This window comes from Anaeromusa sp. (genome assembly GCF_028691475.1).
In the GTDB taxonomy this organism is placed as follows: domain Bacteria; phylum Bacillota; class Negativicutes; order Anaeromusales; family Anaeromusaceae; genus Anaeromusa.
The window spans coordinates 1-22,050 of the sequence record NZ_JAQUZF010000013.1; the positions used below are offsets into that span (position 1 = coordinate 1).

21 protein-coding genes and 1 riboswitch are annotated in these 22,050 nt (G+C 50.9%); of the genes, 1 reads left to right on the forward strand and 20 read right to left on the reverse strand.

The genetic code is table 11. From position 1 onward, the window contains the following. From PHF27_RS03340 to PHF27_RS03380, 9 genes are all read right to left on the reverse strand, one after another. Positions 1 to 599 (reverse strand): TetR/AcrR family transcriptional regulator (locus tag PHF27_RS03340; RefSeq protein ID WP_300065992.1); only part of this gene is annotated, 599 nt, incomplete at its 3' end. A gap of 161 nt (positions 600 to 760) precedes the next feature. Further along, on the reverse strand, positions 761 to 2,035 hold the full coding sequence (purD, locus tag PHF27_RS03345) for a phosphoribosylamine--glycine ligase (protein ID WP_300065995.1): 1,275 nt from the start codon (positions 2,033 to 2,035) through the stop codon (positions 761 to 763). A gap of 152 nt (positions 2,036 to 2,187) precedes the next feature. Then, complete coding sequence (gene purH / locus PHF27_RS03350) at positions 2,188 to 3,729, reverse strand: bifunctional phosphoribosylaminoimidazolecarboxamide formyltransferase/IMP cyclohydrolase (RefSeq protein ID WP_363320036.1); 1,542 nt, start codon at positions 3,727 to 3,729, stop codon at positions 2,188 to 2,190. A 10-nt stretch (positions 3,730 to 3,739) separates the two neighbouring features. Then, positions 3,740 to 4,363 carry a phosphoribosylglycinamide formyltransferase gene (purN, locus tag PHF27_RS03355; RefSeq protein ID WP_300066001.1) on the reverse strand — a complete coding sequence of 208 codons (624 nt, stop codon included), beginning with the start codon at positions 4,361 to 4,363 and terminating at the stop codon, positions 3,740 to 3,742. Then, complete coding sequence (purM, locus tag PHF27_RS03360) at positions 4,353 to 5,429, reverse strand: phosphoribosylformylglycinamidine cyclo-ligase (RefSeq protein WP_300066003.1); 1,077 nt, start codon at positions 5,427 to 5,429, stop codon at positions 4,353 to 4,355. Before purM ends, purN begins: the two co-directional genes overlap by 11 nt. 14 nt (positions 5,430 to 5,443) lie before the next feature. Then, positions 5,444 to 6,877: an amidophosphoribosyltransferase gene (gene purF / locus PHF27_RS03365; protein ID WP_300066005.1), complete on the reverse strand. Its 1,434-nt coding sequence runs from the start codon at positions 6,875 to 6,877 to the stop codon at positions 5,444 to 5,446. Between the two features lie 3 nt (positions 6,878 to 6,880). Further along, entirely contained in the window at positions 6,881 to 7,588 is a 708-nt protein-coding gene (gene purC / locus PHF27_RS03370; RefSeq protein WP_300066008.1) for a phosphoribosylaminoimidazolesuccinocarboxamide synthase, read from the reverse strand. A 13-nt stretch (positions 7,589 to 7,601) separates the two neighbouring features. Next, entirely contained in the window at positions 7,602 to 8,108 is a 507-nt protein-coding gene (gene purE / locus PHF27_RS03375; RefSeq protein WP_300066011.1) for a 5-(carboxyamino)imidazole ribonucleotide mutase, read from the reverse strand. Between the two features lie 191 nt (positions 8,109 to 8,299). Then, the gene (locus tag PHF27_RS03380) at positions 8,300 to 9,670 is read right to left on the reverse strand and encodes an NCS2 family permease (protein ID WP_300066014.1); all 1,371 of its coding nucleotides are present in this window, start codon (positions 9,668 to 9,670) and stop codon (positions 8,300 to 8,302) included. A gap of 176 nt (positions 9,671 to 9,846) precedes the next feature. Then, a riboswitch (purine riboswitch) is annotated at positions 9,847 to 9,948 on the reverse strand. A 183-nt stretch (positions 9,949 to 10,131) separates the two neighbouring features. On the opposite strand from PHF27_RS03380, the gene PHF27_RS03385 reads away from it, so the two are divergent. Next, a complete protein-coding gene (locus tag PHF27_RS03385) occupies positions 10,132 to 10,332 on the forward strand; it encodes a hypothetical protein (RefSeq protein ID WP_300066017.1) in 201 nt (66 codons plus the stop codon). A gap of 130 nt (positions 10,333 to 10,462) precedes the next feature. On the opposite strand, the gene guaA is transcribed toward PHF27_RS03385, so the two are convergent. The 11 genes from guaA to tsaD form a co-directional block, all read right to left on the reverse strand. Then, complete coding sequence (guaA, locus tag PHF27_RS03390; protein ID WP_300066020.1) at positions 10,463 to 12,016, reverse strand: glutamine-hydrolyzing GMP synthase; 1,554 nt, start codon at positions 12,014 to 12,016, stop codon at positions 10,463 to 10,465. Between the two features lie 46 nt (positions 12,017 to 12,062). After that, positions 12,063 to 12,887 (reverse strand): MTAP family purine nucleoside phosphorylase, encoded by an 825-nt coding sequence (locus tag PHF27_RS03395; RefSeq protein ID WP_300066023.1) that lies wholly within the window; start codon positions 12,885 to 12,887, stop codon positions 12,063 to 12,065. Then, a complete protein-coding gene (mqnC, locus tag PHF27_RS03400) occupies positions 12,884 to 13,921 on the reverse strand; it encodes a cyclic dehypoxanthinyl futalosine synthase (RefSeq protein WP_300066026.1) in 1,038 nt (345 codons plus the stop codon). Before mqnC ends, PHF27_RS03395 begins: the two co-directional genes overlap by 4 nt. Beyond that, positions 13,918 to 14,766, reverse strand: a complete 849-nt coding sequence (locus tag PHF27_RS03405; protein WP_300066028.1) for a menaquinone biosynthesis protein — start codon at positions 14,764 to 14,766, stop codon at positions 13,918 to 13,920. The genes mqnC and PHF27_RS03405 overlap by 4 nt, the downstream gene beginning before the upstream one ends. Then, a complete protein-coding gene (gene mqnE / locus PHF27_RS03410) occupies positions 14,759 to 15,853 on the reverse strand; it encodes an aminofutalosine synthase MqnE (protein WP_300066031.1) in 1,095 nt (364 codons plus the stop codon). The genes PHF27_RS03405 and mqnE overlap by 8 nt, the downstream gene beginning before the upstream one ends. Positions 15,854 to 15,942: 89 nt before the next feature. Next, entirely contained in the window at positions 15,943 to 16,614 is a 672-nt protein-coding gene (locus PHF27_RS03415) for a hypothetical protein (protein ID WP_300066033.1), read from the reverse strand. A gap of 266 nt (positions 16,615 to 16,880) precedes the next feature. Then, positions 16,881 to 18,527, reverse strand: a complete 1,647-nt coding sequence (gene groL / locus PHF27_RS03420; protein ID WP_300066037.1) for a chaperonin GroEL — start codon at positions 18,525 to 18,527, stop codon at positions 16,881 to 16,883. Positions 18,528 to 18,574: 47 nt separating this feature from the next. Further along, positions 18,575 to 18,859, reverse strand: a complete 285-nt coding sequence (groES, locus tag PHF27_RS03425; protein ID WP_300066040.1) for a co-chaperone GroES — start codon at positions 18,857 to 18,859, stop codon at positions 18,575 to 18,577. A gap of 208 nt (positions 18,860 to 19,067) precedes the next feature. After that, entirely contained in the window at positions 19,068 to 19,643 is a 576-nt protein-coding gene (locus PHF27_RS03430) for a response regulator (RefSeq protein WP_300066043.1), read from the reverse strand. Positions 19,644 to 19,645: 2 nt separating this feature from the next. Beyond that, complete coding sequence (locus PHF27_RS03435; protein WP_300066045.1) at positions 19,646 to 21,067, reverse strand: histidine kinase N-terminal domain-containing protein; 1,422 nt, start codon at positions 21,065 to 21,067, stop codon at positions 19,646 to 19,648. 29 nt (positions 21,068 to 21,096) lie between these two features. Then, positions 21,097 to 22,050: tRNA (adenosine(37)-N6)-threonylcarbamoyltransferase complex transferase subunit TsaD (gene tsaD, locus PHF27_RS03440; protein WP_300066048.1), on the reverse strand; the 954-nt coding region annotated here is incomplete at its 5' end.

The window sequence follows — 22,050 nt, forward strand, 5'->3', positions numbered from 1 at the left end:
ACAATTTCATTAACACTATTCGCCATCTCGTCAATATTATCTTTTACAAAGCCTTGAAATACCATCATCACAATCACGCTAAAAATACCGCAGCCTACAATACGCGTTTCACAGTTTCGCAAAGCCCCTGCCTCAATGCCTTGCGAAATTACAGCCTCCAGGCGGCCGATATTGCGACAAAACCATTGGTTGTATTTTTCTATAGTCTGCTGCGGCACCGCGGCCAACTCCGGCGCTCCCAAGCCCCGCATTTCATGCATCATTACGCGCCACAAATCCGCATTCACCACAAAAAAAGCTAAAAATTCCCGAATCAACGTATGAATTTTTTGCAATGGCGGCTCTGAAGAATGAACGATCGCTTCGGCAACCTCTTCAAAAGGAGCGCTCCGCTCTTGTATCAAGGTATAAAAAAGCTGCTCCTTATTGACAAAATAGTTATACACAGTCCCCTTGCCTGTATCGGCTAAGGCAATGATTTCATCGACTGTTGCTTTATGATAGCCCTTCCGTGCAAACACTACGCCTGCCGCATCCAGAATCTGCTGTCTTTTGTTCCGGACCTCTGCCGCTGCTTCTGAGACGTGTCGCTTGCGCATGGCCTTAGTTCCCCCTATATAAAAAGTGCGGGGGCTCCGCCCCCGCCTGCTTAAGAACTCGCCGATTTATTCAATACAGCGTTCCTTAGTTGAAGCCTGATTCGATTACATTATAGTTCTATTTCTCACAGTCTGTCAACCAAGAGACCAAGAGAGACAACCTAACGGCGAGCCAACGCCCGATAGGCAATATCCTTACGATACTGAACGCCTTCAAAGGAAATACAAGCGACTCCCTTATACGCTGCCGCTACCGCTCCGGCAATATCATCGCCGCTTGCGGTAACGCCCAATACCCGACCGCCGGCGGTAACAATCTCGCCGTCCGCCGACAACCCTGTTCCAGCATGGAATACGACCGTTCCCGCTTCTGCAGCCTCAGCTAACCCCCGGATAACGTCTCCTTTGCGGTAACTTTCCGGATAGCCGCCGGCCGCCATAACCACGCATACGGTGCTGCTTTGTTTCCACTTCACTTCGGTCTTAGCCAAAGTTCCGTCTATGCAAGCCAGCATAATCTCTACGAGATCGCTTTCCAGTAAAGGCAATACCACCTGCGTCTCCGGATCGCCAAAACGCGCATTAAATTCGACTACCCGAGGGCCTTTCTCAGTGATCATCAGCCCCGCATACAGCACCCCTTTATAAGGACAGCCTTCTGCTGCCATGGCTTTAACCATAGGCTGCAAAACAGTTTCCAAAGTCTGCTTTAAAATAGACTCCGTAGCCACTGGCGCCGGAGCGTAAGCGCCCATGCCGCCGGTATTCGGCCCTTGATCACCGTCAAAAATGCGTTTATGGTCCTGAGCCGCTACCATCGGCACTACCGTTTCGCCATCGGCAAAAGCCAGCAAAGAAGCTTCTTCTCCCTGCATAAACTCTTCCAGCACCACACGGTTACCGGCGCTCCCAAACCGCCCCTGGCAAAGCATATCGTCAATGGCGGCAATCGCTTCTGCCTCACTCATCGCTACGACCACACCCTTGCCGGCGGCAAGACCGTCCGCCTTGACTACGATCGGTGCGCCATTTTTGCGCACATACTCTTTTGCGGCTTCCGCGTCGGTGAAAACCGCAAAGTCCGCTGTCGGAATACCGTATTTCGCCATAATTTCCTTGGCAAACTGTTTAGAGCCTTCCAAACGAGCCGCAGCCTGGGAAGGTCCAAAAGCGCGCAAGCCTTTGGCGGCAAAAAAGTCCACTATTCCTGCAACCAACGGGCCTTCCGGCCCTACCACTGTCAAATCAATATCGTTCTCTTTGGCAAAAGCCGCCAATGCTTCGTGATCCTCCACGCCGAGATTCACGCATTGCGCTAAAGGGGCCATCCCAGGATTGCCGGGAGCGCAAAAAATTGCGGAAACACCTTTGCTTTGCGCCAGCTTCCATACCAGCGCGTGCTCGCGGCCGCCGCCGCCAATGACTAAAATACGCACGATCCCACCTCTTTCCGAAAATAGTCTTCAAGTTTCCTGTCTTTCAACTACCGAAAAAACAGAGGCAGCCGGTACTCTGCAAAGAAAACAATCATGCCGCATTTGCTCCAACATCCATGTTCTCTAACATCCTCCGCTGCCTCTGCCTGGTTCTAATGTTTGAAGTGACGCATGCCGGTAAAGACCATGGCAATGCCATGCTCGTCGGCCGCCTGAATGGATTCTTCATCCCGTACAGAGCCGCCAGGCTGAATGATGGCGGTAATGCCGGCTTTAGCCGCCGTATCAATGGTATCTCGGAAAGGGAAGAAGGCGTCGGAAGACAAAACAGCTCCTTTAGCCGCTTCGCCAGCCTGTTCCAAAGCAATGGCCGCTGAACCAACGCGATTCATCTGGCCGGCGCCAACGCCCAGCGTCTTATCATCCGCCGCTACGACAATGGCATTAGACTTCACATGCTTGACCACCGTCCAGGCAAAACGCAGCTGCTTCCATTCCGCTTCGGTCGGCTGACGCTTAGAAACCACTTTCAGCTCGCTTTCCACGAGTTCTTGCGTATCTGTTTCCTGTAACAACAGGCCGCCGGAAACTTTTTTAATATCCCATTCTTTACGCCCCTGCTTGGGCAGCGGAGCCGCCAAAAGACGGATATTCTTCTTCTGAGACAAGATATCCAGCGCTTCCTTGGTATAGGAAGGGGCAATGACCGCCTCCAAGAAAATCGTGCTTAACTCGCCAGCGGTTTCGGCATCTACTTCCCGGTTTAAGCCGACAATACCGCCGAAAGCAGATACCGGATCGGCGCTATGCGCCTTGCGGTACGCATCGGCCAGAGTTTCCCCCATGCCGGTGCCGCAGGGATTGGTATGCTTGATAATAGCCGCTGCTGGCTGCGGAAAATCCGCCGCCACGGCATAGGCTGCTTCCAAATCCACCAGATTGTTAAAGGACAATTCCTTGCCATGCAGCTGCTGCGCCGCTGCCAGGCCGCTTTTCGCGCCTCTTTCTTTGTAGAAAGCGGCCGCTTGATGGGGATTCTCGCCGTAACGCAAGTCCTGGGCTTTTTCCCATACACCCTGCAAAGTAACAGGGAAAGTGTCTTCGCCATCTAAACGCTGCGCTAAGTAGCGAGCAATGCAGGCGTCGTATTCGCCGGTATGGCTGTATGCTTCCTGCGAAAGACGCATGCGTGTTTTATCCGACACTTCGCCGCTTTGGCGCAGTTCTTCCACTACCGTCTGGTACCGCTCAGGATTGACTACCACGGTCACATAGGCGAAATTTTTCGCCGCCGCACGAATCATAGCCGGTCCGCCGATATCGATGTTCTCGACGGCTTCCTCCAAGGTTACCCCTTCTTTGGCAATGGTCTGGCGGAAGGGATACAAATTCACCGCCACCAAATCAATACCCGTGATGCCATGCTCTTTCATCGCCGCTACATGGGCTTCGTTGTCGCGAATCGCCAAAATGCCGCCATGCACATAGGGGTTCAAGGTTTTCACACGGCCATCCATGATTTCAGGAAAGCCCGTAACATCGCTTACATAGGTCACAGGCAGCCCCGCCGCCCGCAGCGTCTTCATCGTGCCGCCAGTAGAGACGATTTCCACGCCCATTTGGCAAAGTTCTTTAGCAAACTCCACTACGCCGCTTTTATCAGAAACGCTAATTAACGCGCGCCGAATTTTCATCATTTTTACCTCACTTTTCGCTTCGGATATGGACCTGTCGCCCTTCAATCTCCAGCCGCTCCTCGCAAAACAATGCAATCGCCCGCGGATACAGCCGATGCTCCACATGAAGAATACGATCCGCCAGAGTCTGGGTCGTATCCCCCAGTTCTACCGGTACGGCTTCCTGCAAGATGATCGGACCGCTGTCCATGCCTTCGTCTACAAAATGCACGGTACAGCCTGCCACTTTAACGCCGTAACGGAGCGCTTGTCCTTGCGCATCCAGGCCCGGGAACGCAGGCAGCAAAGAGGGATGAATGTTGACGATAGCTCCAGGAAAGCGCTGAATGAAGCAAGCGCTCAAAATGCGCATAAAGCCTGCCAGTACTACCAGATCCACCTGATGCCGCTCCAGCTCGTCCGCCAGCGCGGTTTCATAAGCAGTTCGATCCGCAAAGGCTTTTCGCTCTAACACCACCGTCGGGATGCCCATGCCGCGCACACGCAGCAAGGCTTTGGCCTCCGGATTATCGCTGATGACAACACCCACCTTGGCCAAAGGCAGCCGCCCAGCATGAATAGCATCCAAAATAGCCTGCAAGTTGCTGCCGCGTCCGGAAACAAGTACGCCCAATGCCTTTTTAGCGGTCATGGTCGAACTCGCCCCCTTTAAGAGTTACTTCCCCGTTGCCGGCTACGACGGAACCAATGCGATAGCAGGTTTCACCGCGCTGCGCCAAGTCATCCATTACGGCCTGCGCCTGCGCCTCAGGCACTACCAAAATCATGCCGATACCCATATTGAAGGTACGGTACATTTCCGGCCAAGCCACATTGCCCCATTCCTGGAGGAGTGAGAAAATCGCCGGACGCGGCCAAGCTTCAATATCTACTTCCACTGCCGTGCCTTCAGGCAGCACGCGAGGGATGTTGTCGTAAAAGCCGCCGCCAGTGATATGCACCAAGCCGCGCAGGTCAAAGCGGCCGAACAAAGGCAGACACGCTTTGGGATACAGGCGAGTAGGTTCCAAAAGCTCCTCGCCCAATGGCCGTCCCAGTTCCGGTACAACCGTCTTCAGGTCCAGCTTTTGCACATCCAAACAAATTTTACGCACCAACGAATACCCATTGGAATGAACGCCGCTTGAGGGCAAGCCTAGCACCACATCGCCGGCCTGAATGGTTTCGCCGGTAATAATCTCTTCTTTTTCCACTACGCCGACAGCAAAGCCGCCGATATCGTATTCGCCTTCACCGTAAAAGCCGGCCATTTCCGCAGTTTCGCCGCCAATAAGGGCGCAACCGGACTCCTTGCAAGCCCTGGCGATGCCGCCGACAATATCAGCAACCTGCGTGGGGCTGACTTTGGCTACCGCCAGATAGTCGAGGAAAAAGAGAGGCTCTGCGCCTTGCACCAAAATGTCATTTACACACATGGCTACCGCATCCTGGCCGATGGTATCATGCTTGTCCATCAGAAATGCCAAGCGCAGCTTAGTGCCAACGCCGTCTGTGCCCGAAACCAGTACAGGCTCCCGATATTTTCCCGTGTTCAAAGCGAACAGGCCGCCAAAACCGCCTATATCACCAAGCACTTCCGGTCGATAGGTGCTGCGCACATGCGCTTTCATCCGCTGCACCGCCTCATTACCAGCGTCAATATCTACGCCGGCGTCGCGATAGGTCAGGGACGGCGCGTTCTTCTTCATCTCAGACATGCACTCTTCCTCCATTAACGTCGCTTTTGCTCAAAAATGAATTTCTGGGTTGCAATTTCCGCTTCGCACTCGATCTCCGTAGGATAGTCGTTATTAAAGCAAGCATAGCACATTTGGCTGGCGTCTACATTAGCGACGCAGCCTTGCAAGCCTTCAATCGTCAAGTAATGCAGGGAATCGGCGCCAATAAACTCACGGATTTCCTCCACGCTTTTGCTGGCGGCGATCAGTTCCTTGCGAGCCGAAGTATCAATACCGTAATAGCAAGGGCAGGAAATCGGCGGCGAACTAACGCACATATGCACTTCCCTCGCGCCTGCTTCCTTAAGCATATGCACGATTTTGCCGCTCGTTGTGCCGCGTACAATAGAATCATCCACCATTACCACGGATTTTCCGGCCACAGCCGCCCGAACAGCATTCAGCTTCAACCGTACGCCCATATCCCGCTTCTTCTGTTCCGGCTGAATAAAGGTCCGGCCAATATAGCGGTTTTTCATCAGGCCTTCCATAAAAGGAATGCCCGACTCGTAACTATAGCCCAAAGCGGCTGTCGTTCCCGAATCAGGCACGGAAATGACGACGTCCGCTTTGACGCCATGCTCTCTGGCCAGTTGCCGACCCATTTCAAAACGCGCCTGCTGCACGCTTTGACCGTCAATCACACTGTCCGGACGAGCAAAATAAATGTATTCAAAAATGCACAATGCTTGCCGCTTCTGTTTGGCAAATTGAAACGAATGCAGACCGTTTTCATCGACGACCACCATTTCCCCTGGTTTTACGTCACGGACAAACTCGGCACCCACTGTATCCAACGCACAAGATTCCGAAGCAATCACATAACCGCCATTCAGACGACCAACGCAAAGAGGCCGGAAGCCGTTCGGATCGCGCACGCCTAAGAGCTTGTCCTCGGTCATGACCACCAAGCAGTAGGCGCCCTCCACGTCTTGGAGGCTTTCCATAACCTTTTCCTCTAAGTTGTCTTTGCGCGAACGGGCAATCAAATTAACTATCACTTCGCTGTCAATAGACGTTTGAAAAATACAGCCTTCTTCTTCCAGCTTTTTGCGCAGCGAACCGGCATTAGTCAAATTGCCGTTGTGAGCCATCGCAATAGTCCCGCCGGCGTACCGCACCATCAACGGCTGCGTATTGGCCAAAAGACTGGAACCTGTTGTCGAATAGCGCACATGGCCTATAGAGATATATTGGTTCTCCATCCGAGGAAGCTGGTGGCGAAATACTTCGCCTACCAACCCCATGCCGCGATGGACATCCATCCAGGCGCCGTCGGTAACGGCAATGCCGGCGCTTTCCTGTCCCCTATGCTGCAAAGCATACAGCCCCCAATAGGTACAATGCGTGACATCTTCCGTATGGGAATAAATACCGAAGACACCGCATTCTTCATGCAGAGTATCGTTGTCCATCACATCGATCATTGCTTACCTCTCTCCTGTCAAACGATACAATACTTCTTTATAGGCTTCTTCCACATTGCCCAAATCGCGGCGAAAACGGTCCTTGTCCATTTTTTCACCGGTCTTGCTGTCCCAAAAGCGGCAGGTGTCCGGAGAAATTTCGTCTCCCAAAATCACTTCGCCCTTATACAGGCCAAACTCCAATTTGAAGTCAATCAGTTCCAGCCCTTTTTCTTTCAAATGAGCCGAGAGGATTTCATTCGTTTTCAGAGCATACTCAGAAACCTTTTCCATCTGCTCCGGCGTAGCCAGATTCATAGCGGCGATATGATAGTCGTTAATCATAGGATCGCCCAGTTCGTCATCCTTATAGTAGAACTCCAGCACGGTTTTTGCCATTTTTGTTCCTTCCGCCAAGCCCAAGCGTTTAGCCAGGCTTCCAGCGGCGATATTGCGCACAACTACCTCTACAGGCAGAATGGTTAGTTTTTTTACCAGCATTTCCCGGTCACTAAGACGTTTGAGCAAATGATGAGGAATGCCGGCCTTGCCGAGCAATTCAAAAAAGAAGGTGGCAATCTTATTGTTCAAAACACCCTTGTCGGTAATGATGCCTTTTTTGTCGCCATTGAAAGCAGTGGCGTCATCCTTGTAATATACAAGCAATTCATCCGGGTTTTCCGTCGCAAACATTTGTTTCGCTTTGCCTTCGTAAAGAGGTTTCTTTTCCACGCCTATATCCTCCCTATGCCTTTGCGGCTTCTTCGTTCCAAATTTTTGTAACCTTATCCGCTTTAGCGGCTACTTCTTCAGCCATCTGCTTCCGGTACTCCTTCAGCTTAGCGGCTAAATTTTCATTGCCTACGGCCAGTATTTGCACAGCGAAAATCGCGGCATTTTTGGCGCCGTCTACCGCCATCGTGGCTACAGGAATTCCTGAAGGCATCTGCACAATGCTCAAAAGAGCGTCAAAGCCCGCCAAGGGAGTTGCTGCTATAGGCACACCGATTACCGGCAGCGTCGTAAAGCTGGCGATCACCCCAGGCAAGTGGGCTGCTGCGCCAGCAGCGGCAATAATGACCTTCACGCCGCGCTCGGCAGCGCCGGCGGCAAACTCATGAACCACATCCGGCGTACGATGCGCCGAGGCCACAACGACTTCGCATTCCACGTCAAAGGACTTGAGCACTTTAGCTGCCCCTTCCAGCCTCGGCCAGTCGGAGTCGCTTCCCATGATGATAGCAACCTTCATAAACAGCCTCCTTTTGCACTTCACCGTTTAACCATATTTTGTCAGTTCTATGTTTGCTGCGATTCTCCTGCACCTTTCCTTCCGGCACCGGACCTGTTGCGGAAGGAAAACCCGGAGAACAGGCGCGGAAGAGTACTCTCTTCCGCGCCATGGCTGCTTCGCCTCACAGGGTATTTTAGGAGTAAACAAAACTATTCCGCAAGGAACATATAGCGCAATACTACCAGCACCGCCAGGATATAGACAATCCAATGCGCTTCTTTGCCGCGCCCATTGATGAGCTTCAAAAGCGGGTACAGTACCAGACCAGCAGAAATGCCGTTGGCAATACTATAAGTAAAAGGCATCAGAATAATGGTCATAAAAGCCGGGAAAAACTCAGTAAAATCGGTAAAATCAATGTTGCGCACCGACTCCATCATCAAAGCGCCGACAATAATCAAAGCCGGAGCCGTTGCCGCGCTGGGAATGAGTCCCACCAAGGGCGTGAAAAACATAGACAGCAAGAACAGCGAGCCGCAAACTACAGCCGTCAGACCGGTACGACCGCCAACACCAACGCCAGCGGCGCTTTCCACAAAAGCGGTAATGGTGCTGGTTCCCAAAAGCGAACCGATGCTGACGCCGGCGGCATCAGTAAGCATCGCTTTACCCATGCCTGGAAAGCGTCCTGTTTTGTCCATCAGGCCAGCTTTCGTAGCCATCCCCACCATAGTGCCCATGGCATCGAAGAGTTCCACAAAGGTAAAGGTGAAAATAATAGTTAAGAGTCCCATATTCAAAGCGCCCATAATATCCAAGGCAAAAAAAGCATTGCGGCTGAAATCGGGAATGGAAACCGGCGAAAAGCCAGCGGGAATATTAACAATTCCCGTCGCAATGCCTGCAAGCGAAGTCAGCAGAATGCCAATCAAAATTGCGCCTTTTACTTGACGGCCCATTAAAATCGCCGTGATAAAAAGACCGCACAGCGCCAAAAAGACATCAGGACTGCCCAATTTTCCCAGCTCGATAATGGTTTCAAAGGACAGCGGCGTACCATTGCCATGTGCCGCGACTATCTTTTCCAGCGTCGGCGGAATGAGCGACAAGCGAATGCTCATAATGCCGGAAAGTTTCAAGCCAACCACAGTGATAAACAAGCCAATCCCTACAGTAATTGCATGTTTCAAGGCCATTGGCATGCCCTCTACGAGCAATTGGCGGACCCGGGTAACCGTCAACAAAATAAAAATAATACCGGAAATAAAAACGGCGCCCAAAGCGGCCTGCCACGGCACACCCATGCCGATGATAACAGTAAACGCATAAAATGCATTCAGGCCCATTCCCGGAGCCATAGCGATCGGATAGTTAACAAACAAGCCCATCATAATTGTAACCAGACCGGCTCCAATGGAAGTGGCCAGCAAGACGGCGTTTTTGTCCATCCCTGCGGCGCCCAGAATGCTGGGATTGACAAACAGGATATAAGCCATAGCCATAAACGTAGTAATCCCTGCGGTGATTTCGGTATTTACATTGGTGTTTCTTTCACGCAATGCAAATAGCTTTTCCAACATGTGCGTCTCTCCTCTGTCTGCTATTTTTTTGATACCTAGAGAAATCTCCTGATTTTCCGAATAAGCGCAGCCACCTGCTCAAACAAAAAACACCGCCAGAAAATTCGCGGGTTTTGCCTGAGCGAAAATTCCGTCCGGTGCGGCAGCTAGGGAGTCTTTCCCTGCACTATCTGGCATCTGCTGGAGATTCCGCTCGTAGTCAGACAATTTACGGTTGTCCGGTAGAGACATTTGGGCCGTATTCCCAAACATATACGAGCCGTATGCGGTTACGGTTTTATTTTAACAGCATCAGCAGAGTGAGTCAACGAAAACATGAACCTTGTTTCTTCATTTTTCTTTAACGTTCGGGTTTCTGTTTTTTTCTTTTTTCTTTAAGATTTTTTATTTTTTGTACGATATAAGGGATGAAGGTCCTGTGTCATACGTGACAAATCCTAAAGTAAAGGAGGCCCCTCGTCATGGTTGAACGCATACAACGCATCAATCGCATCCGCCCTGTTGATTCTTACTCCTCGGGGCAGTCCGGTTTGAAGCAAAAGCGCAAAAAACAAGCTCCTTCCTTTGGTCGTTCCTTACAAAAGGAAGTGGCTGCCGAAGCGGATAAAGAGAAAAACACTCCCCTGCCGCCGTTACAAGCGACCATTTACTATACGGTGTAAAAACTCAGCATAAAAAAGACCTTGCACAAGCTTCTAAAAAGCTTCAATGCAAGGTCTTTTTGTCTATGTCGGGCAGGCTACGTCACTTTGCCCTCTGGAGAAAAAATGACTGTGCCCCACGACAAATTACTTATTCAAATTCAATTGTTGCTGGCGGTTTCCCTGTGCAATCATAAAGCACACGATTAACGCCTTTTACTTCATTTACAATACGGCTGGTAACAATCGCAAGTACTTCCCACGGAAGCTGCGCGCTTTCAGCTGTCATAAAATCAGATGTCATAACAGCACGAAGAGCAATCGCATAATCATACGTACGACCATCCCCCATAACACCAACCGAACGCATATTGGTGAGCGCTGCAAAATACTGTCCCAGATCTTTCGCTACGCCGGCTTTTGCTACTTCTTCACGGTAAATAGCATCCGCATCCTGAACGATCTGTACTTTTTCTTCTGTCACTTCACCGATGATACGAATACCAAGTCCCGGACCTGGGAACGGTTGACGGCTGACAAGATGTTCCGGAATCTGTAATTCCCGGCCAGCTTTTCTTACTTCATCTTTAAATAACAGGCGCAGCGGTTCTACGATTTCTTTGAAATCAACATAATCCGGCAGACCGCCTACATTATGATGGGATTTGATAACCGCCGATTTTCCCAGCCCACTTTCGATAACGTCCGGATAGATGGTTCCCTGTACGAGGAAATCCACTTTGCCAATTTTTTTAGCTTCATCTTCGAATACACGAATGAACTCTTCGCCAATAATTTTACGCTTTGTTTCCGGATCAGAAACACCCTTGAGTTTTGCATAGAAGCGCTCTTTAGCATTTACGCGAATGAAGTTCAGATCATAATGACCATCCGGACCAAATACAGCTTCAACTTCATCGCCTTCATTTTTTCTCAGTAAGCCATGATCAACAAATACACAGGTCAGTTGTTTGCCGACAGCTTTTGACAGCAATACAGCAGCAACAGAGGAGTCAACCCCGCCCGACAAGGCGCAGAGAACTTTTCCGTCGCCAATCTTCTGGCGAAGCGTCTGAATTGTCGCTTCTACAAAGGAATCCATTTTCCAGTCGCCATTGCATTCACATACATTGAAAATAAAGTTATGAAGCATTTTCATACCTTCAACGGTATGCATAACTTCCGGATGGAACTGTACAGCATAGAGTTTTTCGGTTTCATTTTCCATCGCTGCCACCGGACATACAGGTGTAGAGGCTGTAACCTTAAAGGATGCCGGAGCTTCTGCAATATAATCCGTATGACTCATCCAGCAAATCGTTTCCTTGGAAACCCCTGCAAAGATTTTAGAGCTTTCGCCTTTAATGCTGACTTCCGTTTTGCCATATTCGCTGACCGGAGCGGTTGCAACCTTGCCCCCCAGTAAATGTGCCATAAGCTGTGAGCCGTAGCAAATTCCCAAAACCGGAATTCCCAGCTTCAAAAGTTCTGCACTGCATACGGCAGAATCCTTTTCATACACACTATTCGGGCCGCCGGTAAAAATAATCCCTTTAGGCTGCATTTTTTTTATCTCTTCAATGCTCATCGTATACGGAAAAACTTCGCAATATACGTTGCACTCTCTGACGCGTCTGGCAATCAGCTGGTTGTACTGCCCGCCGAAATCCATAACCAAAACAAATTCATTTTGTTTGGCACTCATGAACAAGCCCCCTTTCTATATGAAGAAAATTAAACCACACCCGAGGCTACTTGTAAATACCTTTTAAGAGCGTTTCTTTACGCAAGCTGGCGCATTCGCACTCGCCCACAGTCCGCAAATGACGAATTGTGTCAAGGAGAATGCGGCTGAGCATGGGGGCGTCATCATAAAAAATATCTTGTAAGTCTTTGTGGGACCAGTTTTTCACAACCCCTTCGCCGTAATTGACGACAAAGTACAACCCTGCAAAACAGGCGCCGATTTCCCTTGCTAGATATACTTCCGGACAAATGCTCTGGCCAACAATGTCCGCATGGCCCTTGAGCATGGCGATTTCCGCCGGACTTTCAAAATGCCGTCCGTCTGTAACCGCATATATTCCTCTGCTGAAAATACGTCCTAAATAGTGTTCTTTAGCGGTTTCTACCAGCACTTCCCGCATTTCCGGACAGATCGCATCGCGCATCACCAACAGGTAATGCCCCTCAAGGCCGACATCTTTACGCATGGACTGATCCAAATAGTCGTGTGGAATGACAATATCCCGGGGGTCCAGGAGATGATTGACGGTACCAACGCCGCCTTCCCCTAGAATGCGGCGTACGCCTGCCTCGCGGAGCACCCAGAAAATCTGCCTAGAAGCGTCGGCGCGGCTGACCTGCCGGCCCCAGCCATGCATTTTGCAGGTTAACACCGGCTTTTCATCTACCGTAAACAGCCGAAACGGCGGACTTTCACCATAAGGCGTTTCAAAAACCAGTTGGTCTTCCAAAAGAACAACCCCTGGATCATCCGCCCCTAAGGGAAAATCACTGGATAGAGTACCCGAGCCGCCGATGACGGCAAAATCAGCTTGAACCGTTACCTTCATGCTTCCACCTCATCATCAAAACGTTTGATAATTTCATATACTGTATTACGCTGCGCCGGTTTTCTGCCGGCTTGTCGAATCAGACGAACCATAGACTCTACATTCATCGCATGCGACGTACCCGCCGCCTTAACAACATTTTCCTCCAGCATGACGCTGCCCAAATCATTAGCGCCAAAAGCCAGACTCAGTTGTCCAATTTCCTTGCCCTGAGTCACCCAAGAGCCTTGCACCGTGTGAATGTTATCCAGATACAGCCGCGCCACCGCCAGGGTACGCAAGTATTCCCAAGAAGAAATCTTTTCGCCCCCCAGTTCATTATTCCCTGGCTGGTATGTCCAGAGAATAAAAGCCCGGAAGCCGCCGGTTTCCTCTTGCAAGCGTTTGATTTTCTCCAAATGCTCCAGCCGCTGCGCTCGGCTTTCCCCCATGCCGATGACCATGGTGGCTGTCGTGCCAAAGCCAAAAAGCTGCGCCTGACGCATTACGTCCAGCCATTCGCCGCTGGAAATTTTTTTAGGGCTCACGCGCTGGCGAATCTCGTCCACCAAAATTTCCGCACCGCCCCCTGGCAGCGAATCAAGTCCAGCCTCCCGCAATTGCCGCAGCACTTCCGGTATTGAAAGACCGCTTTGCTTAGAGAAATAAAAAATTTCCGTCGGCGAAAACGAATGAATTACAATATCATAGCGCGCTTTAATCGCCTTCACTAAATCCAAATACCAGGAAAAAGGCAAATCCGGATGCAGTCCGCCTTGCATGAGAATTTGCGTACCGCCGGCTGCTACCGTCTCGCCGACTTTCTCCAGCACCTCTTCATGAGTCAGCACATAGCCTTCCGGATGTCCGGGACGCCGAAAAAAAGCGCAAAAGCGACACTCGCTGGTGCAAATATTTGTATAGTTAATATTGCGGTCCACAATAAAAGTTACCGTATCGTCTGGAAAACGTTGGCGCCGACAAGCGTCCGCCGCCAAGCCCAACGTTAAAATATCTTCTTGTTCCAGAAGCGCCAAGGCTTCCTCTTTTTTCATGCCTGCGCCTCCCCGGCAAATGCCAGTTGCGGCACTTTTTCAATCAGTCCCAACGCATGCGTCCGCTGGTAAAAGCCCAGCAACGCCTGCTGATGTGTTGGCGTCAGCTCGTAATTTAAAAGGCCGATATAATGCACAATCTCTGCCGGCGTAAAGCCGTCCCGGCGAATCCAAGCCGCCGCCTCGTCCAGATGCTCCAAGCCGTAAGTAAAAGCCTCTCGCAAGCGCTGCTGCACTTGAGCCACTGCCTGCGGCTGTGCCGCGGCAAATTCACGCCTAGCCACCCAAACCGCGTAGACCATGCCGCCGCCAGTCAGCGCCCGCCATTGGCCGCCCATATCATAATAATAGTAGCCTTCTTGCTGATGCAAGTACGCTCCCAGGGCGTCATCGCCGATGAACAGCACCGCGTCAGCCTTATCCAAAACCTCTTCCGTCCACAAAGACGTCGTAGTTTCATAGCTCACTTGACGCAAACCGTAATGCTGCGCCAGCACAATTTTTAATTGGCGGTGCGAAGTAGCAGACTTGCTCGTCAGTAGCACCTTGCCGCCTTCCAGTTCCTCTATCGGCTTTTTAGAAACAAGCAAAATGCTTTCCAGCGCCGTCTCGGCGCTGATGGATAAATCCGGCAAAAGCAGCAGCTTATCCGCATGCTGTGCATAGATAATGGACGAAACCGGACTGACATCCAATTCGCCGGCCAACAGCTTCCCGTTCAACACGGCCGGCACGTCGCAGACAACCTCAAGTCCAGCGGCAAAGCCGCCTTCCATCAAAGCATAATCCAAAGGCAAACAGTTCAAAAACTGAATATGTCCTACCCTAGGACGCATTTCATTCATGTTCATTCCTCCCGTTGCAGGGGTGATAAAAGGTATCCCGTTCCACCGGAACATAGCCGGTTTCCCGGATTATGCCGCAAAGCTCCTCTTTGGTAATACCCTTGCGCGTAGTACTTCCCGCGGCATGAATAATCTTTTCTTCCATGACGGTTCCGTCCATATCATCTACGCCAAAAGCCAGCGACAGCTGCGCCACAGGCATAGTCAGCATCATCCAGAACGATTTGATGTGCTCCACATTATCCAACACCAGCCTCGCCAAGGCGATCATCTTCAAATCTTCCCAGGCGGAAGCTCGCTGCAATTGAGCAAAGCCCGTATTGGCCGGATGAAAAGGAAAGGACACAAAGGCTTGAAAGCCGCCGGTCTCATCTTGAATATCACGCAGCGTCAGTAAATGCCGCAGACGCTGCTCTGGAGTTTCCACATGTCCGTAAAGCATGGTGGCATTCGTAGGAATGTTCATTTGATGCGCCGTGCGGATAATTTCAATCCATTCTGCGCTGTTCGCCTTATCCGGGCAAATGCGCCGCCGTACGGAGTCATCCAGAATTTCCGCGCCGCCGCCTGGCAGAGAATCCAATCCAGCTTCCTGCAGCTGCCGCAGCACTTCTCTAAAGGACAAACCGGTCAGCTTGGCAAAATGCCAAATTTCCACAGGTGTAAACGCTTTAATATGCAATTGCGGCCACTTGGTCTTAACTGCCCGTACGATCTCCAAGTAGTAAGAAAAAGGCTGATCAGGATGCAGCGAACTCACCATATGCACTTCCGAAAGATCCGGCGCTTCCGCTACCGCCCTAGCCACCAAATCAAGCACATCTTCTTGGAAAAGCAAAAAGCCCCGCTTATCGCCCTGCTTACAGGAAAAAGCGCACAAGGGACACCCTGCGGTACAAACGTTGCTCAAATTCACATGACGGTTCACATTATAGTAGACTTCCTTGCCGCTGCTGCGCTCCTTGGCCGCCCGAGCCCACGCCCCTAAATCCAGCAAATTGGCCTGTTCATACAACGCCAACGCATCTTCTAAATTTAGCCTCTCCCCTGCTTTCGCTTTGGAAGCGGCAATCTCCAACGCCTTCATGTATACGCCACCTTGTCTGTTGTTTTAAATCCGTGCAACACAAAGCAGGCTTGCAGTGCCAAAGCGCTGCAAGCCTGCCGAAGCAGTTTTTATCCCTGCCACTCCCAAAAAGGAAAACGGCGCAAAATCTTCGTGATAAAGTAATCGGAAAAAGAATAAGCCACCCGCAGCGTCAGCAGTATCGAAAAAGCGGTCAGCCACCCCAAAGCTTCTCCTGAACGATATTCGTAGGGAACAAGCAATATTTCCAGACCGGTAACCACAACAAAGGCCAGCGCTAAAGGCACAAAAGAATGCACCACGCTAAAACCCATCTTGGAGTAAAGAATTCCACGCCCGGACACTCTTATGGAATTAAAAAAAGACAGCAATTCTTCATGCAGAGGCTCCGCCCATTCCCGGTAAAGACCGTGAACCACCAGCGATCCTGCCGCTGGATAGCAGTTTTTCAGCACAAAGGACAGGGCCCCTCGATTCACTACCTCTACAGTCAAGCTCATACGATCCGGCTGGCCCCATTCGTCCAGCACCGCAAAAAGCTCTTCACGGCTGCTCACTGTGACTTCTTCCTCTTCCTCTTGCTCTGTTTTCTTCTTGCGCCCTAACGGATTGCAACCTCGAGCTAGCACGGCTTGCCAGTTGATTTCGCCTTCCCGCTCCAACCGCGACAATAAACTCTCCAATCCCTGCGCGTCCAAATGACAAGCAGGTAAATTACTCTTAAATTCGTTGCTATTTTCTTCTTGTTTTTGCACGCTCACGCCTTGCCCTCCATTTTACACTGTACTTTAAAACCACGAAAAATCAAAAAATTAATTTAAATTATTCCTATTAGTGAAATGATAGCAAATCCGATAGTTCCGCGCAAGGAAAAAATAGGGTAATCTTGAACCCCTTTTCGCGTCTTTCGTGTATTTCGCGGTTCAATTTCAAATTCTGCTGTATACAAAAAAGAAGCTGCCCACGAGCTTAATCGCTCGTGAACAGCCTCTAATTTCAAGGAAATTCCGGTAACAAGGGGGCTTGATTACATCATGCCGCCCATGCCGCCCATACCGCCCATGCCGCCCATGGCAGCAGCAGCGGCAGCAGCGCCGTTATCTTTTTCCGGCTTGTCGGCTACCAAGCTTTCGGTGGTGAGAACCATCGCAGCAATACTGGAAGCATTCTGCAGAGCCGAACGGGTTACTTTCGCAGGATCCACAATGCCGGAAGCGATCATATCCACATATTCTTCCGTCATAGCGTTAAAGCCTTTACCTTTGCCGGCTTTCTTCACGTTTTCCACAATAACCGAACCTTCATGGCCGGCATTGTTGGCAATCTGGCGCAAAGGCTCTTCAATAGCGCGCCGTACGATAGCTACGCCGGTTTTTTCGTCGCCGGTAACCTGTACCGTGGCCAACACGTCTTGAATGTCGATGAAGGTGGTGCCGCCGCCGGCGACAATGCCTTCTTCCACAGCTGCACGAGTCGCATTAAGAGCGTCTTCGATACGAAGTTTCTTTTCTTTCATTTCCACTTCCGTCGCAGCGCCTACTTCGATGACAGCTACGCCGCCAGCCAGTTTAGCCAAACGTTCTTGGAGCTTTTCACGATCAAAGTCGGATGTGGTTTCTTCGATGTGCGCACGAATCTGGTTCACACGAGCTTTGATTTCTTCCTGGCTGCCTTCGCCGTCGACGATGGTTGTTTCTTCTTTGGAAATGCGAATCTGGCGAGCGCGGCCCAAATCAGCCAGTTCTACGCTGTCCAGCTTGCGGCCGAGTTCTTCGGTAATAACCGTACCGCCGGTGATGATGGCAATATCCTCCAGCATCGCTTTACGGCGATCGCCAAAGCCAGGAGCCTTAACAGCTACCGCTTTGAAGGTGCCGCGCAGCTTGTTGACCACCAAAGTGGCCAGTGCTTCGCCTTCTACGTCTTCAGCAATGATCAGCAGTTCTTTACCCTGCTGTACTACTTTTTCCAGAACCGGCAGCATGTCGGCAATAGCGCCGATTTTGCGATCGGTGATCAGGATGTACGGATTGGACAGAACGGCTTCCATTTTGTCCGTATCGGTGATCATGTAAGGAGAAATGTAACCGCGGTCGAACTGCATGCCTTCTACAACTTGCAGATCCGTGCCCATGCCTTTGGATTCTTCAACAGTGATAACACCGTCTTTGCCTACTTTTTCCATAGCTTCAGCAATCAGCTGGCCGATTTCTTCGTCAGCTGCGGAAATAGAAGCAACCTGAGCGATAGCATCCTTCGTTTCCACTTTCTTGGAAGCTTTGCGAATTTCTTCTACCAAAGCAGCAACGGCTTTTTGAATGCCCTTTTTCAGAACCATCGGATTAGCGCCGGCGGCGACATTGCGCATGCCTTCGTGAATCATAGCCTGAGCCAAAATGGTAGCCGTCGTGGTGCCGTCGCCTGCAACGTCATTGGTTTTGGTGGCAACTTCTTTCACCAACTGAGCGCCCATGTTTTCAAAAGGATCTTCCAGTTCGATATCCCGAGCGATAGTCACGCCGTCATTAGTAATGAGCGGTGCGCCGAATTTCTTATCCAAAACCACATTGCGGCCTTTAGGTCCAAGAGTTACTTTTACAGCATTAGCCAGAGAATTAACACCGCGTTCTAATGCGCGGCGAGCTTCTTCGTCAAACAAAATCTGTTTTGCCATGTTCATTTCCTCCTCAAATTATATGCTTACGCCTAGGCTTGCGCCGATTATTCTACAATAGCCAGAATGTCCCGCTCGCTGACGATGAGGTATTCCTTGCCGTCAATTTTCACTTCCGTACCTGCGTATTTGGAGAAAATAATTTTATCTCCTGCTTTGACATCCATGGAAGCGCGCTGGCCATTATCCAATACTTTACCAGTGCCTACCGCAACAACTTCACCTTCCTGCGGCTTTTCCTTGGCCGTGTCAGGCAGCACAATTCCGCTCTTGGTGGTGAGCTCTCCTTCCAGAACCTGGATGACAACACGATCTCCTAATGGCTTAATCATCTAGATACCCTCCCTTGAAGATGTCTTATTTTTGTTAGCACTCACCTTGATAGAGTGCTAATCACATTTCTTATGATATAGAAAACGCTCAAAAAAATCAAGAGCTCTCTTGAAAAAAAACGGCTGTTTTCAGCCGTTTTTCTTATTTATCCCCAAAATCACCCTTGTTTTCTTTTTTGCGCTCTTTTTTACACCTGTACACGCCTATTTATTTAGTAGCTGCATGAATGATAGCTTCAGCCACTTCGCGAATGGAAATGCGTTTCGCCATGCTGTATTGCTGAATACGACGAAAAGCCTCGCTTTCATTCAAATGATGGGCGTCCATCAATATTCCCTTCGCCCGATCAAGGATTTTACGCGTTTCCAAGGAGTGTTTCAAGTCTTCCAACTCTTTTTCCAGCTCTTGCATTTCTCCAAAACGAGACAGGGCAATCTCAATGGCCGGAAACAAATTGGCTTCTTTTACCGGTTTCACCAAATACGCTAAGACGCCAGACTCTTTGGCCTTTTCCACAATTTCTTTTTGACTAAACGCCGTCAAGAGCAGTACAGGCGCCAGTTTTTCCGCAGAAATAAGCTTTGCCGCCGTTATTCCGTCCATATTTGGCATTTTCACGTCCATAATGACCAGATCCGGCCGATACTTCTTGGCCAATTCCACGGCTTTTTGACCGTTGACAGCTTCACCAACCACAGTGTGTCCGGCTTCTTCCAGCATTTCCTTCAAATCCATGCGAATAATTGATTCGTTGTCGGCAATAACAATGCGTAACGGTCTCATAGCTAGCGTCCTCCTTCAACTGATTTGGGAATGGTAATGCGCGCCCTGGTTCCTTGGCAGCTTTCCAGCGAAAAGCGCCCGCCCAGATCTGATTCCACAAGGGTTCGGGAAATTTGCAGGCCTAGGCTTTGCAAGTCCTGTATGGCAAAGGTTTCTGGCAAGCCGACACCGTCGTCGTAAATCACCACTTCGTACATGTCCTCGCTGCTGCTGATGGAAATGCCGATGGTGCCTTTTTTTCTGCCTACAAAGGCATGCTCCAACGAATTTTGAATGAGTTCGTTAATGACCAAGGCCAAGCTGCTAGCCTGTTCGGACGGCAAAATGACCGTATTGCCGTCCAGTTCCGTATTCAAATCAAATTCAGGCTCCAGCATGTTTTGGCTAACTGTCTCCAGTATATTACGCGCCACTTCCGCTACGTCGATGATTTCCGCATCCTGCTGAGATAAAAATTCGTGCACAACGGAAATGCTGAGTATGCGGTTGACGCTTTCCCTCAGCGCCGCCTGCACCTCCGGCGAGGTGCTGCGCCGCGCCTGCAGCCGCAGCAGACTGGCAATGGTCTGCAGATTGTTCTTCACTCGATGATGAATTTCCTGAATGACCGCCGACTTAATGAGCAGTTCTTTTTCTTTTTTGCGCAGCTCCGTCACGTCAGACACCAGCACCACTAAACGCTGCACCTTGCCTTTATGTAAAACAGGCAGGGCCCTCATGACCAGTACCATGCCGCCTGCTTCACACTCGGCTTCCGCCGGTTGCTGCGCCGCATGGGCTTTTTCTACAAACTGCAGCTCTAAGCCCCGCTCGTAAATATGCCGTCCCGGCAATTGCGCCGCCCCCAACACACGATACATGTGCGCCGCCGCCGCGTTGGCGAACAAGATTTGCCCCTTGGGATCCACAAGAATAATGCCATCGCTGGCCGTGAGCGTCTTAAAGCAAGCTGCCGGCACCGCAGGAACCGCCGCCAAGAGCAGCCATTGCGCCGTCTCTAAAAGCAATTCATGCCCAGCTGCACCGGCTTCTTCCATGCTAGACTCACAGCTCAAAACGGCAATAACTTCGCCTTGGGCATTGCACACAGGCAGCGTCTGCATCTGCCCCAGCATGCCTAGAGCCCATTCCCGCTGCCCCAAAATGCTCTGTCCATGCTTCAAAGAGTACTCAATGAGCGGCTCCTCCAGGCAAGGAACCACGGTTCCCAGTAAATGAGGCTTGTAACGCACAAAGGTAGTATGGGGCCTGGCCTGGGCCGCAACAACCACCACCTGGCGCTCTGCAGCGCGCACATACAAAGTCAGCTGCGCATGCGCCAAGTCTGCCGCTACCGGCAGCAACGCTCCCATGCGCTCCAAGTACGCAACGTCTTCTATTGCCAATTCAGTCAGCTTTTTGCATAAATCGCCAACCATTCCCATCGCAAGCCCCTCCTTTCAGCAATCTTTCTTTATTCTACCGTTCCCAGCGGCAACGACGGAACCGCATTAAGATGCAAATCCGCCAATGGCCCGCCGCAGGCATATTGATAATGGGCCCTGCAGGCAATCATAGCCGCGTTATCGGTGCAAAGCACCGGCGGCGGATACAAAAGCTCCCATCCATGCTGTTGGCACAAGTTCTGCAAATGCTGCCGCAAGCCCGAATTGGCCGCCACGCCGCCCGCCAGAACGAGTTTGTCCAGCTTCAACGTTTGCATAGCCAACAAGGTTTTCTCGCCCAGAATGTCCACTACCGCCTGCTGGAAACTGGCGGCCACATCGGCCGGCACGTAGGATTCTCCTTTTTGTTTTACACTGTTTAAGTAGTTAAGCACCGCCGATTTCAAACCGCTAAAACTGAATTCCAACTGCTGGTTGCCGGACAGCGCCCTGGGAAAGGCAATGGCGTCCGCACGTCCCTTGCGAGCCAATTCATCAATATGCGGCCCCCCCGGATAAGGAAGGCCCATCACCCTGGCCACCTTGTCAAAAGCCTCCCCGGCAGCATCGTCGCGGGTTTGCCCCAGCAAAATAAGTTCGCTGTAGCTGCGCACATGAATCAGCGAGGTATGTCCGCCCGATACCACCAGCGCCATAAAAGGAGGCTCTAGGTCCGCATGGGCCAAAAAGTTGGCAAAAATATGTCCTTCCAAATGATGCACGCCTACTAGGGGCTTGTCCATAGCAAAAGAAAGCGCTTTAGCCGTGGCCACGCCGACCAGTAAGGCGCCGACCAGCCCCGGCCCGTAGGTTACACCTAAGACATCTATATCCTGCAACGTTGCGCCAGCCTCTTTGAGCGCTTCATCCACCACCGGCAGAACATGCTCAATATGCTTGCGTGAAGCAATCTCCGGCACAACACCGCCATATTTCCGATGTAAAAGTATCTGGCTGGAAATAACATTGGACAAAATTTCCCG

What these genes read in the sequence shown, in the direction of transcription:
- purF (WP_300066005.1), bottom strand. Translation starts at nt 6,877, where the DNA reads ATGATCGATGTGATGGACAACGATACTCTGCATGAAGAATGCGGTGTC.
- mqnE (WP_300066031.1), bottom strand. Translation starts at nt 15,853, where the DNA reads ATGAAGGCGTTGGAGATTGCCGCTTCCAAAGCGAAAGCAGGGGAGAGG.
- PHF27_RS03435 (WP_300066045.1), bottom strand. Translation starts at nt 21,067, where the DNA reads ATGGGAATGGTTGGCGATTTATGCAAAAAGCTGACTGAATTGGCAATA.
- PHF27_RS03430 (WP_300066043.1), bottom strand. Translation starts at nt 19,643, where the DNA reads ATGAGACCGTTACGCATTGTTATTGCCGACAACGAATCAATTATTCGC.
- purM (WP_300066003.1), bottom strand. Translation starts at nt 5,429, where the DNA reads ATGTCTGAGATGAAGAAGAACGCGCCGTCCCTGACCTATCGCGACGCC.
- purN (WP_300066001.1), bottom strand. Translation starts at nt 4,363, where the DNA reads ATGACCGCTAAAAAGGCATTGGGCGTACTTGTTTCCGGACGCGGCAGC.
- purH (WP_363320036.1), bottom strand. Translation starts at nt 3,729, where the DNA reads ATGAAAATTCGGCGCGCGTTAATTAGCGTTTCTGATAAAAGCGGCGTA.
- guaA (WP_300066020.1), bottom strand. Translation starts at nt 12,016, where the DNA reads ATGAGTGCCAAACAAAATGAATTTGTTTTGGTTATGGATTTCGGCGGG.
- PHF27_RS03385 (WP_300066017.1), top strand. Translation starts at nt 10,132, where the DNA reads ATGGTTGAACGCATACAACGCATCAATCGCATCCGCCCTGTTGATTCT.
- PHF27_RS03380 (WP_300066014.1), bottom strand. Translation starts at nt 9,670, where the DNA reads ATGTTGGAAAAGCTATTTGCATTGCGTGAAAGAAACACCAATGTAAAT.
- groL (WP_300066037.1), bottom strand. Translation starts at nt 18,527, where the DNA reads ATGGCAAAACAGATTTTGTTTGACGAAGAAGCTCGCCGCGCATTAGAA.
- groES (WP_300066040.1), bottom strand. Translation starts at nt 18,859, where the DNA reads ATGATTAAGCCATTAGGAGATCGTGTTGTCATCCAGGTTCTGGAAGGA.
- PHF27_RS03395 (WP_300066023.1), bottom strand. Translation starts at nt 12,887, where the DNA reads ATGAAGGTAACGGTTCAAGCTGATTTTGCCGTCATCGGCGGCTCGGGT.
- mqnC (WP_300066026.1), bottom strand. Translation starts at nt 13,921, where the DNA reads ATGAAAAAAGAGGAAGCCTTGGCGCTTCTGGAACAAGAAGATATTTTA.
- PHF27_RS03405 (WP_300066028.1), bottom strand. Translation starts at nt 14,766, where the DNA reads ATGAATGAAATGCGTCCTAGGGTAGGACATATTCAGTTTTTGAACTGT.
- purE (WP_300066011.1), bottom strand. Translation starts at nt 8,108, where the DNA reads ATGAAGGTTGCTATCATCATGGGAAGCGACTCCGACTGGCCGAGGCTG.